The 18,221-nt window shown below is 69.0% G+C and carries 13 protein-coding genes and 1 tRNA gene; 7 read left to right on the top strand and 7 right to left on the bottom strand.

From position 1 onward, the window contains the following. Nucleotides 1–143: 143 nt before the first annotated feature. Entirely contained in the window at nucleotides 144–1,628 is a 1,485-nt protein-coding gene (locus ABFX36_RS00100; RefSeq protein ID WP_346074653.1) for an MFS transporter, read from the top strand. Nucleotides 1,629–1,728: 100 nt separating this feature from the next. Here the strand turns inward: ABFX36_RS00100 and ABFX36_RS00095 are convergent, their stop codons facing one another. The 3 genes from ABFX36_RS00095 to ABFX36_RS00085 all read right to left on the bottom strand — a co-directional run bounded on the left by ABFX36_RS00095 (nucleotide 1,729) and on the right by ABFX36_RS00085 (nucleotide 5,755). Beyond that, complete coding sequence (locus ABFX36_RS00095; protein ID WP_006897703.1) at nucleotides 1,729–2,706, bottom strand: ribose-phosphate diphosphokinase; 978 nt, start codon at nucleotides 2,704–2,706, stop codon at nucleotides 1,729–1,731. Between the two features lie 90 nt (nucleotides 2,707–2,796). Further along, complete coding sequence (gene glmU / locus ABFX36_RS00090) at nucleotides 2,797–4,350, bottom strand: bifunctional UDP-N-acetylglucosamine diphosphorylase/glucosamine-1-phosphate N-acetyltransferase GlmU (RefSeq protein ID WP_222111719.1); 1,554 nt, start codon at nucleotides 4,348–4,350, stop codon at nucleotides 2,797–2,799. Between the two features lie 181 nt (nucleotides 4,351–4,531). Further along, nucleotides 4,532–5,755: an oxygenase MpaB family protein gene (locus tag ABFX36_RS00085; RefSeq protein WP_278126417.1), complete on the bottom strand. Its 1,224-nt coding sequence runs from the start codon at nucleotides 5,753–5,755 to the stop codon at nucleotides 4,532–4,534. 152 nt (nucleotides 5,756–5,907) lie between these two features. Here ABFX36_RS00085 and ABFX36_RS00080 point away from each other — a divergent pair, with 152 nt between their 5' ends. Further along, nucleotides 5,908–6,567: a TetR/AcrR family transcriptional regulator gene (locus ABFX36_RS00080; protein ID WP_278126419.1), complete on the top strand. Its 660-nt coding sequence runs from the start codon at nucleotides 5,908–5,910 to the stop codon at nucleotides 6,565–6,567. A 273-nt stretch (nucleotides 6,568–6,840) separates the two neighbouring features. Here ABFX36_RS00080 and ABFX36_RS00075 read toward each other — a convergent pair. After that, nucleotides 6,841–6,911, bottom strand: a tRNA-Gln gene (locus tag ABFX36_RS00075). A 193-nt stretch (nucleotides 6,912–7,104) separates the two neighbouring features. Here ABFX36_RS00075 and ABFX36_RS00070 point away from each other — a divergent pair. Genes ABFX36_RS00070 through ABFX36_RS00060 form a run of 3 tightly spaced genes read left to right on the top strand, consistent with a single transcriptional unit; the run spans nucleotide 7,105 to nucleotide 12,747 of the window. Further along, on the top strand, nucleotides 7,105–8,133 hold the full coding sequence (locus ABFX36_RS00070) for an alpha/beta hydrolase (protein WP_278126421.1): 1,029 nt from the start codon (nucleotides 7,105–7,107) through the stop codon (nucleotides 8,131–8,133). Then, complete coding sequence (locus ABFX36_RS00065) at nucleotides 8,130–10,811, top strand: AMP-binding protein (RefSeq protein ID WP_278126422.1); 2,682 nt, start codon at nucleotides 8,130–8,132, stop codon at nucleotides 10,809–10,811. Before ABFX36_RS00070 ends, ABFX36_RS00065 begins: the two co-directional genes overlap by 4 nt. Continuing rightward, nucleotides 10,786–12,747: a glycosyltransferase family 2 protein gene (locus ABFX36_RS00060; RefSeq protein WP_346074652.1), complete on the top strand. Its 1,962-nt coding sequence runs from the start codon at nucleotides 10,786–10,788 to the stop codon at nucleotides 12,745–12,747. The genes ABFX36_RS00065 and ABFX36_RS00060 overlap by 26 nt, the downstream gene beginning before the upstream one ends. Nucleotides 12,748–12,782: 35 nt before the next feature. Here ABFX36_RS00060 and ABFX36_RS00055 read toward each other — a convergent pair whose 3' ends face one another. Next, nucleotides 12,783–13,619: a 2-amino-3,7-dideoxy-D-threo-hept-6-ulosonate synthase gene (locus ABFX36_RS00055; protein WP_346074651.1), complete on the bottom strand. Its 837-nt coding sequence runs from the start codon at nucleotides 13,617–13,619 to the stop codon at nucleotides 12,783–12,785. 46 nt (nucleotides 13,620–13,665) lie between these two features. Here ABFX36_RS00055 and ABFX36_RS00050 point away from each other — a divergent pair, with 46 nt between their 5' ends. Further along, the gene (locus ABFX36_RS00050) at nucleotides 13,666–14,439 is read left to right on the top strand and encodes an arylamine N-acetyltransferase family protein (RefSeq protein WP_346074650.1); all 774 of its coding nucleotides are present in this window, start codon (nucleotides 13,666–13,668) and stop codon (nucleotides 14,437–14,439) included. Here ABFX36_RS00050 and ABFX36_RS00045 read toward each other — a convergent pair. Continuing rightward, on the bottom strand, nucleotides 14,430–15,635 hold the full coding sequence (locus tag ABFX36_RS00045; RefSeq protein WP_346074649.1) for a 4-hydroxybenzoate 3-monooxygenase: 1,206 nt from the start codon (nucleotides 15,633–15,635) through the stop codon (nucleotides 14,430–14,432). The two genes, ABFX36_RS00050 and ABFX36_RS00045, sit on opposite strands and share 10 nt — an antisense overlap. 167 nt (nucleotides 15,636–15,802) lie before the next feature. On the opposite strand from ABFX36_RS00045, the gene ABFX36_RS00040 reads away from it, so the two are divergent. Further along, entirely contained in the window at nucleotides 15,803–16,930 is a 1,128-nt protein-coding gene (locus ABFX36_RS00040; protein ID WP_346074648.1) for an LLM class flavin-dependent oxidoreductase, read from the top strand. A gap of 80 nt (nucleotides 16,931–17,010) precedes the next feature. Here ABFX36_RS00040 and ABFX36_RS00035 read toward each other — a convergent pair whose 3' ends face one another. Continuing rightward, entirely contained in the window at nucleotides 17,011–18,219 is a 1,209-nt protein-coding gene (locus ABFX36_RS00035) for a 3-dehydroquinate synthase II family protein (RefSeq protein ID WP_006897715.1), read from the bottom strand. Nucleotides 18,220–18,221 lie beyond the last annotated feature (2 nt).

Genomic DNA, 18,221 nt, shown 5'->3' with positions numbered 1-18,221 from the left:
TTCTCGTCGTCGCCGGTGTTGCAGATACGACAGTAGCCGCTCTCGCATTGCTATCCGGAGGACCCTCCGGATAGTGTGTGGACACACTCCTCGCGAGCGGGCACCGACCCGCTCGCATTCGTATCGGATGAGGTCGTTCTTAGATGGTTGAACAGAAGACGGGCCCGGAGGCCCTGGAGAAAGCGCCGGCCACCGGCGCCGTCGTAGCGGTCCTGGCGTTGGCCGGCATCGTCGTCTCCTTGATGCAGACGCTGGTGATCCCGATCATTCCGCACCTGCCGGAGTACTTGAACGCGCCGGCGTCCAATACCGCGTGGGTGATCACCGCGACACTGCTGGCAGCGGCGGTCGCGACGCCGGTGATGGGACGGCTGGGTGACATGTTCGGCAAGCGGCGCATGATGCTGGTGAGCATGGGCATCATGATCGTCGGTTCGGTGATCGGTGCGCTGAGCACGTCGGTGGTGCCGATGATCGTTGGACGAGCTCTGCAGGGTCTCGCGGCGGGTGTGATTCCGCTCGGCATCAGCGTGATGCGCGACGTGCTGCCGAAGGAGAAGTTGGCCGGCGCGGTCGCGACCATGAGTGCATCGCTGGGCGTCGGCGGTGCCTTCGGGCTTCCGCTGGCGGCACTGATCGCCGAGTACGTCGATTGGCACTGGCTCTTCTGGGTGTCGGCGATCATGGGTGTCGTAGGCGCGATCGCTGTCGTGATCGTGGTTCCGGAGTCGCCGGAGAAGTCGGGCGGCGGCTTCGACTACGTCGGCGCCGTGACGCTGTCGGGCGGTCTGCTCGCGCTGTTGCTCGCAGTCTCGAAGGGAGCCGATTGGGGCTGGTCGAGCGGCACCACCCTCGGCTGCTTCGCCGCAGCGATCGTGCTCTTCATCCTGTGGGTGAGCTGGGAGCTGCGCAGTTCGCAGCCGATCGTCGATGTCCGCGTCGCCGTCCGCCCGCAGGTGCTGTTCACCAACATCGCCTCGATCGTCTTCGGTTTCGCGATGTTCGCGGCGAGCATGGTCTTCCCCCAGGTGGTCCAGATGCCGGAGGCCACCGGCTACGGTCTCGGTGGGTCGATGATGGTGGCGGGCTTGGTGATGGCGCCGTTCGGCATCATGCTCCTGCTCGCGGCACCGCTCTCGTCGTGGCTGACCAACACCTTCGGACCGAGGATCACCCTGATGGTGGGCGCGATCGTGGTGGCGTTGGGCTACCTGCTCGGCGTCTTCGCCCTGCACTCGATCTGGCAGCTCATCGTCATCGGCATCATCATCGGATTCGGAACCGGACTCGCCTACGGTGCGATGCCCGCGCTCATCATGGGAGCGGTTCCGCCGTCGCAGACCGGTGCGGCGAACAGCTTCAACACGCTCATGCGTTCGCTCGGCACGTCCTTCGCCAGTGCGCTGGCGGGTGTGATCGTCGCGCAGATGACCATGACGCTCGGTGGCGTGGCAGTGCCGTCGGAGAGCGCGTTCCGCTGGATCATGGCGCTGGCCGCCGGCGCCGCCGTGGCCGCGCTGGTGCTGGCGTTCTTCATCCCCGGACGGTCCGACGCTCCGGGTGGCGCGGCGACCGGATCGGAGGAGACCGTCGACGTCGCGATCGAGGGAATCGAACAGACCGTCTGAACGGGCGGGTCACGCCGCTTAGACGAACGCGAGACGCCATGGCCGGTTTCCCGGGCCATGGCGTCTCGCGTCGTGTCTTTCGCGTCGTATGCGGTACTGGTCAGGCGTTCCCGTTGAACAGGCTGGTGACCGAGCCGTTCTTGAACACCTCGAGGATGGTCTGCGCGAGCAGCGGTGCGATCGACAGGACCGTCAGGTTGTCGAAACGCTTGTCCTCGGGGATCGGCAGCGTGTCGGTCGCGATGACCTCCTTGGCGCCGCAGGTGGCGAGGCGCTCGGCGGCGGGATGCGAGAACACGCCGTGCGTGGTGGCGATGATGACGTCGCCGGCGCCGGCCTCCTTGAGAACCGACACGGCGCCCGCGATGGTGCCGCCGGTATCGATCATGTCGTCGATCAGCACGCAGGTCTTGCCCGCGACCTCACCGACGACGCGGTTCGACTTGATCTGGTTGGGGACGTCGGGGTCGCGCGTCTTGTGGACGAACGCCATCGGAGCTCCGTCGAGCGAGTCGGCCCACTTCTCGCCGACCTTCACACGGCCGGCGTCCGGAGACACCACGCAGATGTTGTCGGTGCCGTACTTGTTGCGCACGTACTCGGCCAGCTGGCCCTGTGCGTGCATGTGGTCGACGGGGCCGTCGAAGAAGCCCTGGATCTGGTCGGTGTGCAGATCCACCGTCACGATGCGGTCGGCGCCCGCGGTCTTGAGCAGATCGGCGATCAGGCGCGCCGAGATCGGCTCGCGGCCGCGGTGCTTCTTGTCCTGGCGTGCGTAGGGATAGAACGGGATGATCGCCGTGATGCGCTTGGCCGAGCCGCGCTTGAGCGCGTCGATCATGATGAGGGTCTCCATGACCCACTGGTTCATCGGGTACGGGCAGCTCTGGAGCACGAAGGCGTCGCTGCCGCGGACCGACTCCTCGAAGCGGACGAAGATCTCGCCGTTCGCGAAGTCGCGCGCCGTCTGCGGGGTGATGTGAACGCCCAGCTCGTCCGACACGGCCTGCGCCAGTTCGGGATGTGCCCGTCCGGCGAACAGCATGAGGTTCTTCTGATTGTCGGTCGTCCAAGTCATGGGTGACTCATTCTCTCCTAGGCGGTCGGCTTCTGTACTCGGAGTGTGAGCGCCGGGGCGGTTCGTGGCCGCCGTCGGCGCAGGGTGACGCTATTCGGTCTGCTGGGTGTGATCGTGCTGGGTGTGATCGTGCTGGGTGTGATTCTGCTGGGTGTGATTCTGCTGGGCGGCGCGGGCGGCGTCGGCGGCAGGGGTGCCGGGGCGCTTGGCGATCACCCAATCGGCGATGTTGCGCTGGGCGCCCGCCGACACCGCGAGGGCTCCCGGCGGCACGTCGTCGCGCAGCACGGTGCCCGCGCCCGTGTAGACACCGTCGCCGATCGTGAGAGGGGCGACGAACATGTTGTCGCTGCCGGTGCGGCAGTGCGAGCCGATGACCGTCTTGTGCTTGGCCACGCCGTCGTAGTTGACGAAGACGCTCGACGCGCCGATGTTGGTCTTCTCGCCGATCTCCGCATCGCCGACGTACGTTAGGTGCGGGACCTTGGTGCCCGCGCCGATCTGGGCGTTCTTGGTCTCGACGAACGTACCGATCTTTCCGTCTGCGCCGAGGACCGTGCCGGGTCGCAGATACGCGAACGGGCCGACGGCGGCGCCGGGCCCGATCTGCGCGTCGGAACCGTGGGTGCGGATCACCGCAGCTCCCTCGCCGACGGTCACGTCGGTGAGCGTCGTGTCGGGGCCGATCACCGCGTCGTCGGCGACGGAGGTCCGGCCGCGGAGCTGGGTGCCCGGCTCGACGCGCACGTCCCGGCCCAGCGTGACGTCGACGTCGATCCAGGTGGTCGCGGGGTCGACGACGGTGACGCCGGCGAGCATGTGCTTGCGGACGATCCGGCGATTCAGTTCGGCTCCGAGATCGGCCAACTGCGCGCGGTCGTTGCAGCCGGCGACCACGCTCGGATCGGAGACGGTGAGTGCGTGCACGGCCCGGCCGGCCTCGCGCGCGATGCCGACGAGATCGGTGATGTAGTACTCGCCCTGCACGTTGTCGGTGGACAGACTGGTCAGGCCGGTCCGCAGCATGTCGGCGGCGAACGCGTAGATCCCCGCGTTCACCTCGGTGATCGCACGTTCGGTCTCGGTCGCGTCCTTGTGCTCGGTGATCGCCAGGACGTCCGACGACGCGATGTCCAGGCCGGGACCGCCCGCCCGGACGATTCGTCCGTAGCCGGTGGGGTCGTCGGCGATGAAGCTGGTCAGCGTGACGGCGGCCGGTTCGCCCGCGTCGTCGCGCAAGTGTTCGGCGACGAGCGCGGACAACGTGGAGCCGTCGAGCAGCGGGGCGTCGGCGACCGTGACCAAGACGGTTCCGGAGAAGTCGTCGGGGAGTCCGGTCATTCCGGCGCGGGCGGCGTCGCCGGTGCCCAACGGCTCATCCTGAACGGCGACGGTCACCGGCCTCCCGAGTTCCTCGGCGATCTCTCCGATGGCGGCGGTGACCCGCTCGCGTTCGTGACTGACGACGGCGACGAGGTGATCGGGGTCGAGTTCGGCGGCGCCGTGCAGTGCGTGGCCGAGCAGGCTGCGTCCGCCGATCTCGTGAAGGATCTTCGGGGTCTTCGACTTCATCCGGGTACCGGCACCCGCCGCCAGCACAATGACGGCGACTTCTTCGTTCGACTGGGCCGGCCGTCCGGTCATCCGAGTCCCTCCGCATCTCAAGGTCGCGAGCGTCGACGCACTCCTGCAGAGCTTTCCATCCCGCGGAGGTACGCCGGGGCAAATCCTACGCAGCCGGTGCGGTCAGGTGTTATTCGGCGAGGTGCGCAGTGGCATTCACAACACTGCCGTCAGCGACACCTCGTCCGTCGAGGGCGGGCGGCTACCGATAATGCGGATTGTTCATCACCGGGATCTGGATGCTGATCGGCAGACGCAGTTCGGACATGTACAGCAGGACGAACTGTCGGAGGAACTCATCGAACAACCAGTACGCCTTCGGCGGCGTGCCGACATCGAGCAGCCCTTCGCGGACACGAACGTACGGGCCCCACGCCGTTTCGAGCATCGGTGACCACACCGGTTCGCGGGGGATGCGCAGCCAGTCGGCGATCTGATCTCCGAGCATGAAACGGGTGATCGCACCCAGGACACCGCGGCTCAGCAACGTCAGATCGAGGTTCATCCCCAGGTCGAGCAGCATGTCGGCGAGCTTGACTCCCTCGGGTGTCGGCCCGACGACGGGATCGAGCACCTGCCTGGCCTGTGCCTCTGCGGCGGACCAGTCGGCGGGGATGTACTCGTCTCGGATGCCGAGGAAGTGCGCGGTCAGCTGCCACGTGTGAAGGAACCCCGCTGCCTCCGCGGTGTCGATCGGCACACCCCACTTCGTGAACTGGCGCATCGCGCTCGTGGGCAGGCTGTGCCATGTCACCATCATGTCGGCCTGGCTGATCGGCAATCGCTCATCCGCGGAGTGTTGCCAATACGGAGACTTGGGCAGAATGTGCCGCACTCCCGAGTGTGCGAGGCGCGTCTTGATGCAGGTGACGATGTGCTCGCCGTCGGGAGCGAAGGCGTTCGCGGTCCCGATGTCATAGCCCAGTTTCGCGGTCTTCGAGATCCGGTCCTTCATGGCCGCGCCGCCCCAGGAGTAGTAGACGGCGCGTGCCTCGTGCGGGATGACAGTGCTGAGCATGCCGCTGACGAAGCCGTAGACGACGCCGAGGTAGGTGCCGCGTTTCTCGTTGAACCGAGCGGCGGCCGCGAGCTTGCCGCGGTCGGTCCACTCGGGGAGTCTGCGCGCTTCGGCGAGGAAGTCGCGCAGATCGTCGGGTAGACCCGGCGGGAGCGGCTGGCCGTTGTGGATCCAGCCCTTGAGCAGCTTGTTCACTCGTGGGATCTCGCCGCGTTCGGCGAGCGATGCGACGAGGCGGTCGCAGTCCGGATCCCAGACGTGATGAGGATCGACGCCCGCTCCGCTTCCCGGTACGGATCTGGCGGGCGACCAGGTCCACGGTGTCGCCTGCGCCGCGGTGGCCAGCGCCCCGGCCGCGCCGAGTGTGGCACCGGCTTTGAGGACAGTACGGCGGTTCATGTCGTGCATCGTGGTCTCCCGTCGGCCAAATGAAACAGATAGGCAGTGTTTGTAACATAGTGCCGACGGCGGCCGTCCGTCTCGGGATTCGCAACATGGGGTGGTCAGCCGATGCCGTAGCGTGAAGGAGTCGGGTAGGTGCTCAGAGGAGTTGAAGGCGAGTGGTGATCCCTGCGGCCGGCCGGGTCGAGGCCACGCTTTTCGAGCGTGCGATGCAGCAGGCGGTGCAGACCGATGCCGTCGAGACCGACCGGACGCGGGCCAAATTGCTCGACGCAGCGTATGAGCAGTTCTGCGAATCGGGGATCGGGCGCACCTCGATGGAAGAGGTGGCCCGACGTGCCGGGACGGCTCGGATCACGATCTACCGCAAGTTCGCCACCAAGGACGCGCTCGTCGACGCGGTCATGGTCCGCGAGTTCCAGAACTACTTCACCGAGTTTCTCGACGTCATGGCGCAGGCGCCGACCCCGGCCGACCGTGTGGTCCAGGCCTTCGTGACGTCGTTGCGGACCATCGGCGGCAATCCGCTGATCCGAAAGCTGCTCGAGACCGAGCCGGCGATGGTTCCGGGCTTCGTCGGCGGCGGCGACGGTCGTACTCTCACCGTGGTGCGCGACTTCGTCGCGCACCAGATCCTTCGCGAACAGACCGCAGGGAACATCCCCAAGCGGGTGCGGACCATACCGGCTGCCGACCTGGTGGTCCGGATCGCGGGGTCGTTCCTCACCATCCCCAGTGACCTCATGGACTACGACGACATCGGCGAGCTCTCGGATTTCGCGCGCGAGTTCCTTCTTCCGGTGCTGGGTCTCAAGTAGCGTCGCCCGGCGCGCGCCGGGGGAGGGTCGATGTCGCGGATCGACGAATCCAGTGGTACGCAGTCCTGTCGGATGTACCATCCGATTGGGTGTATCGCTGGGTGTGCCCGGGTGCCGGAGTGCGACGAGGGGTGGTTCTCCGGCACCTGGGGAGCAGGAGATCGCCGTGGCACTCGACGAAGGGGGCGGACCAGCCGCCGGCCGCGAATACGCCAGCGGGCCCGGGCTGCGAGGGGGACGCGGCTGCCGGCATGGTCACTGCGCACGCCGTTGCTCCGCCACCAGGACTCGAACCTGGAATGCCTGAACCAAAATCAGGAGTGTTGCCATTACACCATGGCGGATTGCCGCGGAGACGATTCTGCCACAGCACTCGCAGGGCCCACCGGGCACCATGACACCGGGAGTCGTGACGGGCCTGGTACCAAGGCGGCCTGCGATTCGCCTTCTCGTACGCCTCTGTTCTCTCCGGACGTCTGTTCTCTCCCTGGACGTCGCGCGAGATCACCCAGACTATTAGGTTAGTCTTACCTAGCTATGAGGAAGATCAAGCGGGGCCGATCCGGCCGAATCCGAGTCGCCGCGATGGCGACCGCGGCCGTGACGGGGCTGGTGACAGCGGTTTTCGCGGTAGCGCCGACAGCTGTGGCGGCGCCAGTGCAGACGACGGGATCGCTCGTTGCGTTGGAACATCTGGACAAGACGCTGTGGCGGATGACCGTCCACTCGGAGTCGATGAATCGCGACATCCCGCTGCTGGTGCTCCGACCGCCGGTGAATGAGGAGCATGCGCCGACGCTGTATCTGCTCAACGGTGCCGGCGGAGGCGAGGACGGGGCCAGTTGGCTGGCGCAGACCGATGCGCTCGAGTTCTTCTCCCGCAAGCACGTCAACGTCGTGATCCCCGAGAAGGGGATCGGCAGCTACTACACGGACTGGGTGTCACGAGACCCGAAGATCGGCCGGCCGCAATGGGAGACGTTCCTGACTCGCGAGCTGCCGCCCGTCGTCGACGACGCCCTGGCCTCGGACGGCCGTCGCGCCGTGGCCGGACTGTCGATGTCGGCCACATCGGTCTTCAACCTCGCGATCGCGCGACCGGGGCTGTATCGGTCGGTCGCGTCGTACAGCGGCTGCGCACGCACGAGCACACCGGAAGGCGAAGCCGCCGTGCGCGGCATCGTGTACACCGCGGCGGGCGCCGACGCGACCAACATGTGGGGACCGGCCGGTTCGCCCGGGTGGACTCGCAACGACCCGTACGTCAACGCGGCCGGCCTGCGCGGGCTCACGCTGTATCTGTCGAGCGGCAGCGGGCTGCCGGGACGCTACGACACTCCCGAACATCAAGCACCCGGGGCGCCGCCGATCGCCGATCAGATCCTGGTGGGCGGTGCCCTCGAGGCCGCCACGTCGGCATGCACGGCCGCGATGGCGCAGCGCTTGCGGTCGCTGAACATCCCGGCGACCGTGCATCTGCGCCCCACTGGAACCCACTCCTGGAACTACTGGCAGGACGAGCTGCACCGGTCCTGGCCGACGATCGCCGCCGGGCTGGACCGATGACCTCGGCAGAGACCGCGATCCAGCCGAGGCGTGCGGAGTCGCACCTGCAGGCGGTGCGGGATGCGGCCGGCGAGACGGTGGTCGCGCAGTGGCTGGCCGTGGCCGCGGCCCGCGCGGAGGCGGTGGCGGTCCGCACCCCGGACGGCTCGATCACCTATGCCGAACTGGCGGCTCGGGCGCAGGACCGCGGCCGCGCCATCGCCGCCGCGGTACCCGACCGCGATCGCCCGGTCGCGGTCGAGACGGAGTCCGACATCGATTCGGTCGCCGCCATCCTGGCGGTGTTGTGCTCGGGCCGGCCACTGGTGCTGCTCGATCCCTTTCTGCCGGACGACCGACGAGGCCACATTCTGGAACTCTCCGGCGCGCGGGAACTCAGCCCGGCCGAGATCCGAGCGCTCCCGGCCGCGCCCGAACCGGTTCCCGAGCCCGCACCGGGCGACATCGCGGTGCTCATCTTCACGTCGGGATCGACGGGGCGGCCGAAGGGCGTCGCCCACACGCAGCGGGGCTGGACCAACCAGGCGCGCGACGGACGGGAGTTCATGGGTCTTCGCCCCGACGACCGAGCCGCAGTGCTTCTGCCGTTGAGCTTCGGGGCCGGATTCGACTGCCTGGTGATGACACTGATCAACGGTGCGACGATGCTGCTCTGGGACGTGCGGAGGCGCAGCGCCGCCGATCTGCGCGACTGGCTCGATCGCGAAGCGGCCACCACCGCGCACGCCACTCCGTCGCTGTTGCGCGCCTGGCTCGCCGGAAGCCCCGGCGCTGATGGCGCCGGCAGGACGGGCGGGCTCAACGACCTCCGGCTGTTGTCGGTGTGCGGCGAGCCGTCGCACCACAGCGACGTCGAACTCGCACGCCGCACCGTCCTGTCGAGAGGCACCTTCTGCTGTTGGTCGGGGTCGTCGGAGACCGGCGACCTCGCCTTCAACCTGTTCCCGCGCGATCGGGCGGTGGTGCCCGGGCCGCTGGCCGCAGGCACGCCGGCAGCGGGCAAGCGCATCCGGATCGTCGGCGACGACGGCGACGATGTGCCGGTGGGTCAGACCGGCGAGATCGTCGTCGAGTCCCGGTATCTGGCTGCCGGCTACCACCGCGATCGGGCGCTGACCGCCGATCGCTTCGTCCGCCTCGACGACGGTCGCACCCGCTTCTACACCGGCGACCTGGGCCGATTCGACGAGACCGGCGACCTCCTCCTTCTCGGCCGGCTCGATGACGCGATCAAAGTGCGCGGCTACCGAGTCGAGCCCGCCGAAGTGGAGTTCGCGCTGCGGCAACTGCCGTGGGCGGTGGACGCCGCGGTGGTCGCCGATCGCGACGCCGGCGAACTCACCGGCTACCTCGCCGTGGATCCGGCGACGTGGGCGCCCGCGCCGTCGGAAGTACGTGCGGCGCTGCGAGACTCGCTGCCGGAGTGGATGGCGCCGCGGCACATCGTGGTGCTCACCGAGTTCCCGCGCACCGAACGAGGCAAGGTGGACCGCGCCGCTCTGCCGCCGCCTCCCGAACGAGTGATCGAGCCCGTCCGCGGTCCCACCGAAGCCGCACTGGCCGCGCTGTGGTGCACAGTGCTCGGGCTCGACGAAGTGGGCCGGTCGGAGGACTTCACCGCGCTCGGCGGTGATTCGCTCGCCGCCGCACGCATGCTCGCCGATCTTCGCGACCGCTGGCTCGTCGACCTCTCGACGGCCGAGTTCGCCGAGACACCGACGGTCGCGGGCCTGGCGGTGCTGCTCGACGACGCGCACCGCGACCGCGCGCAGACCGCGGCGCGCGGCACGCTGAGCCGGTTGCGCGACGGCACCGGGGTGCCGCTGTTCTTCGCGGCGGGTGCGGGCAGCCCGGCGGCCGCGTTGCTTCCGGTGGTTCGCGAACTGCCCGGCGACGGTCCCGTCTACGGGCTGCAGGCACACGGTCTCGAACAACGCGGCCGCGCCGACCGTTCGATCCGCGCCGCGGCCCGCCGCGCCATCCGGGAGATCCGTGCCGTGCAGCCCGCCGGACCGTACCGGTTCGCGGGCTACTCGTACGGCGGCTTCGTCATGCTCGAGGCGGCCGCGATCCTCCACGGACGGGGTGAGCGCGCGAACGTCGTTCTCATCGACACGCTGTTCGAGCCGGAACTGCGCGCTCGTCTCGCCGCCGGCCGGGACGGTGATGCGGTCGCAGGTACTGCGGACACCGGCGACACGCTGCCGCTGCCGGATCGGCGGACCACCGGCACTGTCACTGGCGCTGCGACTGTCACTGCGTCTGCTGTGCCGCCGGCGCGCGGTACCGGGGCCCGGAGGCTCTCCGCTTGGAACCGTGCCTGGAATCGCGCCGCGATGAGATTCCTGGTCGCCACCGCCGGACTGTGGCGGCTGCCGGCGACATTGCAGTGGACGGTCTTCTGGGATCTGGGACGAGCGTTGATCCGACAGCACCGGCCCACGCCGTACCCCGGGTCGGTCACGATGATCGCCGCGGAATCGAACCCCGACGACCCCGCGACCTGGTCACTTCTGGCGACCGGGGGCGTCACCGAGGTGCGTGTGCCGGGAGATCACCATTCGATGATGCGTGCGCCCTTCGCGGCCGGCACGGCTGCGGCCGTGCATGCCGCGCTCGCCGCGAACACGGGAGCGGAGGAAGGAACCGGTGATGACGAGTATTCAGATGACGAGTGATTCACCGGTCCCCAAGACTGATCTGACCGTGGCCGCGGTCGTCACGTCCTTCGAGCCGACCGACCGACTGGTGGACGTCGTCCGGCGGGCGGTTGAGCAGGCCGAATCCGTGGTCGTGATCGACGACGGCTCCCCGTCCCTGACCGACCGTGCCGACCGTGGGGACCGTGAGGAATCCGCCGTGCGGACGATCCTGGACCGGTGCGCCGAGGCAGGCGCGCATGTGGTGTGCGCTCCGCGCAACGCCGGCATCGCCAGCGCGCTGAACATCGGTGTGCGGCGGGCACTGGACGCCGGGGCCGACGCCGTCCTGACCCTCGACCAGGACACGCTGATCGACGGCGACTACCTCAACCGTGCCCGCACCCATCTGCATCTGGCGGCCTCGCTCGGACTCACCGAGGTGATGGTCTCGCCCGCACTCATCAACGACGACGTCGCGCCCTTCTGGTTCGCCGAGCGAGGCTTGACGCTCGCCTTCGAACCGCTGCAGTCCGGCCTGGTCGTGACCGCGGAACTCTTCGCCGCGATCGGCCTGTTCGATGAGGACCTGTTCATCGACTGCGTCGAGACCGAGTTCTATCTGCGCGCACGGGAGCGCGGGGCACCGGCGCTCATCGTTCCCGGCGGTCGGATCGAACACAGCCTGGGCCACCGAGCCCGGTGGACGCCGCCGCGTCCGCTGCGCCCGCTCATGCGTCCGTTGATGCGGGAAGGCGCGCGCGGCGGCACAGACGGCGAGGCGATCGAGTTCTCGCAGGACGCGCCGTTCCGCCACTACTACATCGCGCGGAACCGGCTCGCCCTGTATCGCCGCTACGGCCGGCGCGAGCCGCTGTGGTGCGCGGTGTCGATCGCCAAGGACACATTCGTCCGAGGCCGCGCGATGTTGATCGGCAGCCATCGGCCGGCGCGCGCGTACCTGACCGCGGCCGGGACCCGCGCCGCGTTGCGCGGGGAGACGGGAAAGATACCGAAGCGGACACTGCTGCGATCGATGCGGCCCGCCGACCGCGCGCGGGCGATCGGGGAGCGCCCCGCCGAACCCGACCGCGGCCTGCCCCGGCTGGTCTCGGTGGTGATCCCGGTGCGCAACGCGGCCGCGGTCATCGACGAACAGTTGGCGGCGCTCGCCGGGCAGGACTACGCCGGCGACTTCGAGGTGATCGTCGCCGACAACGGGTCCACCGACGGTCTCGCCGACCATCTCGCGGACCACCCGCTCGCCGACCGCCTGCAGTTGCGCCGGGTGGACGCCTCGGCCGGACGCGGTGCGTCCGTGGCCCGGAACATCGGGGTGGAGTCCGCGCGCGGCGACTTCATCGCCTTCTGCGACGCCGACGACCGCGCGCATCCGCAGTGGCTGACCGAGCTGACGGCGGTCGCGCGGACGCATTCGGCGGTCGGCGGCGCGGTGGAGACCGACAGCCTCAACACCCCGCACGTGCAACGCTGGCGCGGCATGCTGCCGCCGGAGACTCCGTATGAGTTCCCCGGTTTCCTGCGGGTGTCGCCGACGTGCAACCTCGGTGTCTGGAAGGACGTCTTCACCGCGGTGGGCGGATTCGACACCGCGTACGACCGAGGGGCCGAGGACTCGGATTTCACCATTCGGGTCCAGTTGGCGGGCGGTGTGCTGGGCCATGCGCCGGGGGCACTGGTCGCCTATCGGCTCCGCGACACGCTCAGTGGCCTGTGGAAGCAGTCGGTGATGTGCGGCGAGGGCGATGTCCGTCTGTACTCCGATTACCGCTCGTACGGGCTGCCGCGGCGGAAGTGGTACGGGACACTCGATGAGGTGGCGTACGTGGTGCTGCGGAATCCGTTGCTGCCCACCGCGATCACGGGTGTGCCGACCGGCAGGTGGCTATTCCACGCCGGAAACCTCCTCGGCCGCGTCCGCGGCAGCCTCCGCCACCGCTGCTGGTACGTGTAGCCCGCAGTCGAAATATTTTGGCTCCCGCAACGGTCTCACAGGCCGGTGCGGGAGCCAAAGTTTTCGAGAGGACGGGCGGGGTCGCCGGTGTGCAGCACGTGGGCGAGGGCGGCGGCCACACGAGCCGGATTCCGGGCACCGAAGACGTGCCTGCCGAAACTCAGCCCGGCCACCGACGACTCGGCCACCCGGGTGCCGAACTCGATCGCCGACTCGTCGTCGTGATAGGCGCCGCCGGCCACAACGATCGGCAGCGGGCAGGAGTCCGCGACCGCGTCCATGGATGCGCGATCGCCCGCGTAGTCGAGCTTGACGATGTCGGCGCCGAGATCGGTGGCGATGGCAGCCAGATGCGACAGCGTCGCGACCGACTGGGTTCCCGGCGTCTCGGCCATTCCCCGGTTGTACATCATGGCCAGGAGCGGAATGCCGAGCCGGGTGCACTCGTCGCTGACCACGCCGAGATCGTTGAGTTGCTGCGCCTCCGTGGGCGATCCGATGTTGACGTGGATGCTCACCGCGTCCGCTCCGAGAGCCATCGCCTCCTCGACCGAACCGACCAGGACTTTCGAGGTGGTGTCCACCGACAGCGAGGTGCCCGCGGACAGATGCACGATCAGACTCAGTTCGCGGAAATGAGCCGGATCGATGTGGCGCGCCCGGCCCTTGTGGACCACGAGTGCGTCGGCGCCCGCCTCGGCGAGCATCGCGGCGGTCCAGTCGGCGTGGTTCTTGCGACCCAGTGGGCCGACCGTCACCGAATGGTCGATCGGGACGATCAGCGCGCGTCCGGTCGGCGCGGAGAAGATCCGGCGCAGCCGCAGCGTCTTACCGGACAGCGACGCTGTGCGCGGTGGTGCCGAGTGCCTCATCGGTGCTCCTCTCGAGAGTGAATGAGGGTAGCCTATCCTGTGTTGCATGGATCTGTGCGCGAGGGGCGGAATCGCTCGCTATCTGGACCGGATCGGCCTGGACGAGGCCGACCTGCCGAACGGGATCGAAGCGGTGGTGAGCGCGGTGGCCACGGCTCAGCACGCGCGGGTGCCGTTCGAGAACCTCGGGATCCACGCCGGGCGCGTGGTCGGTGTCGAGCCGGCGCGGATCGCGCAGCGCCTCGTGGACGACCGTCGCGGCGGCATCTGTTACGAACTCAACGGACTGCTGCTGTACGCCCTGCGGGCGCTGGGCGTGCCCGCCGTTCTGCACGGTGCGCGAGTGGATTCGGGAGCGGGATTCGGTCCGGCCGACGGTCACGTGGCAGTCGTGGTGCCGGGCGATCCCGCGATGCTGGTGGACGTCGGCTTCGGCGGCGACATGATCCTGCGGCCGATCGATCTCGCCGACCCGGCCGGCCGCGACGTGTCGGCCGGCGCGGCCCGCTACCGGATCGACCCTGCGGTCCGAGAGTTGGATGAGTTCGCCGGGATGGCCCGTTGGCACAGCACCTCCGGGCAGTCGAGGTTCACCGGCTCGGTGATCTGCACGCTGCCGGTCGACGCCGGCCGGCGCACGATGACCGGCCGCATCGACCCCGAGTCCGGCCGGATCGATTACCGGATGATCGAGGTCGACGGCGACTCTCGCCGGGAATACGCGGTCGTGGCGGCGGACGTGCCCGGGCGGCTGTCGGACGTCTTCGGTATCGACGACCCGCGGCCGCCGATGCGCAGTGCGGTCGGGGGTCACCGGTAGCGCCAGTCGGTCGGGAACGGAAGGCCGAGATACACCTCGCCGAGTTCGCGGCGCGCGGTCTCCGACGCCACCCAGCGCTGCAGCCGGGCGCGGCGCAGCGGCCAGTCGAATTCGTCGTCGTGTCGGTGCAGCGCGCTGGTGAGCCGCCAGGAGAACGCCTGTGTCTGCCAGATCCGCTCCAGCGCGGTGGCCGAATACGCGTCGGGCAGGTCGGTACGCCGGTCCGCGTAGTAGCCGCCCAGCGCGTTGGAGAGGACGCACGCATCCGACACCGCGAGGTTGAGGCCCTTCGCTCCGGTCGGCGGCAGGATGTGGGCGGCGTCGCCCAGGAGGAACAAGGAACCGACCCGCATCGGTTCGGTGACCGCGCTGCGCAGGCGGGTGAGGCTCCGCTCGATGATCTCCCCGGTCTCGAGCTCGTCGGCGTCGTCTGCGGCGCTCCGGTGGCGGAGCTCCTTCCAGATCCGTTCGTCCGACCAGTGGGCGAGGTCGGTGTCGTGCGGGACCTGCAGGTACTGCCTCGACAACTGCGGGCCGCGCATGCTGTGCAACGACAGGCCGTCGGGGTGCGCGCTGTACATGCCCTCCTCGGTGACCGGCGTGCTGTGCGCGAGAATGCCGAGCCAGGCGAACGGGTACACGCGCTGCACCGTCCGAACGTGCGGTTCCGCGGTGGCTCGCGCCACCCCGTGGAAGCCGTCGCAGCCGGCGACGAAGTCGGCTTCGACCACGCCCGTCGAGTTCGGAGTCCGGAAATGGACCTCGGGCCGGTCGGTGCCGATGCCTTCGACGGCGACGGCCTCGGCGTCGAAGATCACCGGCGCGGCGCGGCCGGGGAGCGCATCGATCAGATCGCCGACCACCTTCGCCTGTCCGTAGACGAAGGCGTTGCGGCCGGTGTCGGCGTGGAAGTCCAGGTGGTGTGTGGCGCGGTCGAATCGCAGGTAGAAGCCCTTGTGTCGCAATGCCTCCCGGTGGAGGTCGGCGCTGACGCCGAGCTGGTCGAAGACGTCGACGGTGGACTGCTCCAGCACGCCGGCGCGGACGCGCGAACGGACGTGTTCCTCGGAACTCCGCTCCAGCACCACGGCGTCGACACCCTGGAGCGCCAGCATGTGCGCCAGGCTCAATCCGGCGGGGCCGGCGCCGATGACGGCGACTCGGGTGCGGATGCGCTGCGGGGGAGGAGTGGGCACCGTGGATCCTTCGTTAAGTTGGCTAGGCTAACCTATCTTTTCAGACGACCGTGTCGGTGTTCATGCGGGGTCGGGTTGTTCATGCGGGGTCGGAACGACGCCGCCGGCCGCACATGACCGCACCGACCGGTTGCACCCGTGCCCGACGAAACGACAGGAGTCCGCCCATGCCCGGCAGCCCTCACGGCCCCGGAACGCCTCGCATCCTCTGGTACCTGAACGGGATGGACGGCGAGGTGCCGTGGCAGCCGGAGTATCGCTCGGAGCCCTCGCTGGAGCATCTGCGTTCGGTGGCGGCGACCCTCGACCGGCTCGGCTACTACGGGGTGCTCTGCACGGCTCGTGAACCCATCGCCCTCGTGTCGGCCACCGAGCGGCTGCGATTCCTCGTTCCGGAGTATCCGGGCGCCAAGCCGCCTGCGCTCATGGCCGAGCAGGCCCAGGTCTTCGACCACTACTCGGGTGGCCGGATGATCGTGAACCAGGTCAACGGCGCCGATCCGGTCCTTGCTCGATACGGGCGTTTCGAAGGCAAGGACGAGCGGTACCGGGTGTCGGCCGAGTACTGGGAGACCGTGCGGCGCATGTACTCCGACGATCCCTCGGCGGTCGACGGCCAGTACTTCCGCGCCGGTCCGCAGTACAAACCGTCGATTCCGGGGCCGAGGCAGGAACGGCTGCCCATCTGGGGCACCGGCGCGTCGGCGGCCGGGCTCGAGCACGCGGCGCAGGTGCTCGATGTGTACTTGAGCTTTCTGGCGCACCCCGACGCGCTGGTCCGGACCTTCGACGCGGCTCGCGCCGCGGCGCGCGAGCGCGGCCGCGAGCTGCCCTGCGGCGTGCTGGCCAGCGTGGTGGTCCGCGACACCGACGAGGCGGCCTGGGAACGTTTCGAGTGGCAGTTGGCGCAGACCGACGCCGCGGAGATGGCGCGGCTGGCCGATCGGAATCTCCGCTCGTTCGGCTTTCCCGGACTCGACGAGATCGCCTCGGACGACGCTCAGGTGCAGGCGCGGATCGACGCGCTGCGGGCCGGCCGGATCCCCGGCCGCGACGAACTGGAGTTCCTGCCGGGTCTGGCCGCAGGACTGACGACGTGGACGTCGGGGGAGCCTCCCTTCGACATCGCCGGGAAGGGCTCGGGAAACTATCTGGTCGGCAGTCCGGAGACGGTGGCGGCCACGCTGCGCAAGCTGTCGGCCGAGCTCGGCGCGGACACCTGGATCCTGTCCGGATGGCCGCTCGCGGAGGAGGCCGAACGCTTCGCCGAACAGGTGCTTCCCCTGCTGGGCTGAGGTCGACGCGGTCGGGCCGGTTTCGGCTCGACCGCCCCCGTGCCCTCGACCGCCCCCGTGCCCCCGACCGCCCCCGTACCTCAGCGCTCCTCGCAGAACTCCGTGATCGGCAGTCCGACGTGCCGCGCCTCCGGTGGCACATAACCGAGCAGCACGTCGCCGGGCTTGAGTTCGGTGACGTTGTTCACCGAACCGCCCGGACCCAGCAGCCGGACGTGCCAGTCGTCCTGCGCGATCACGTTGATGGTCCGGCCGTCGGCCGACCGCGCGTTGATCGAGATCAGTGGTCGCCGTTCGATCTTGACGCGCCCGATCAGCACCTCGCGAGCGGAGCCGTCGCTGCGGACCGCGAGAATCGGCTGTCCGGCGCGCAGTTCGCTCACGTAGCGGGTCCGGTTCTCGGGCGCCAGCACGTACGAGTGCACCGCGCCCGCATTCCATCGGAAGGGCCGGGTCGGCATGTAGGGCAGCGGGTGGGTCTCGCTGCACGACAGGAACATTCCGCTGGCGAACGAGCCGATCAGGCATCCCTCGTCGAGTTCCAGGAGCGAGCAGGTGTCGATGCAGGCACGCTCGCCCATCCCGATGTGCTCGACACCGGTGATCGTCAGCTCGGCCAGTTCGACGCGCGCCGCGGACGGTTCGAGGACCGCGGCCAGGGCCACGACGTCGTCCGCGTGGCGGGGAGCCAGCAGCAGTCCGTCGGAGCCGTGTTCGAGCACCAACTTCACGATCTCCGCGTCGGTGATGTCGTCGACCACGGTCACGGTGCGACCGCCGGAGTTCTCCGCCGCGGCGATCACGATCTCGAGGGGGATCTTGGTGGGGTCGGTGAAGGTCAGCAGCGTCCATCCGATGCGCCGGACCCATTCGCAGGCCTCGCTGAGCGTGTCGGAATCGCGGACCACGACGTGTACGCCGTCGGCGTGGCTCGGCAGCGTCTCGGGAGTCGCGCGCTCGACGAGGGTCAGGTCGATGCCCTCGGTTCGGGCGCCTTCGGTGCCCTCGGGGGGAACGGTATCGCCCGCGATGAGGATCTTGCGGACGGTCGGCGGCAGGGTGGCGAGGAACGCGGCGTCGTCGGTGAGGATTCCGTCGATGTTGTAGTTGAGCGCCGCGGCCACCACGGCGTCGCGCTGCTGCCCCGACAGTGCGCGCACGTCCACCCAGGCGAAGTGCTCGCCGGTCCGGGTCGCGTCGCCGACCGCGCGCAGCGGCGTCACCCGGTCGGTGACGTGGACGGGCGGCACCTCGACGGGTGCGTCGGTGGTTCCGGTCTTCTTGGGCATCG

This window comes from Gordonia cholesterolivorans, from assembly GCF_039531975.1.
Lineage (GTDB): Bacteria > Actinomycetota > Actinomycetes > Mycobacteriales > Mycobacteriaceae > Gordonia > Gordonia sihwensis.
This window is presented reverse-complemented; position numbering and strand designations above follow the sequence as displayed.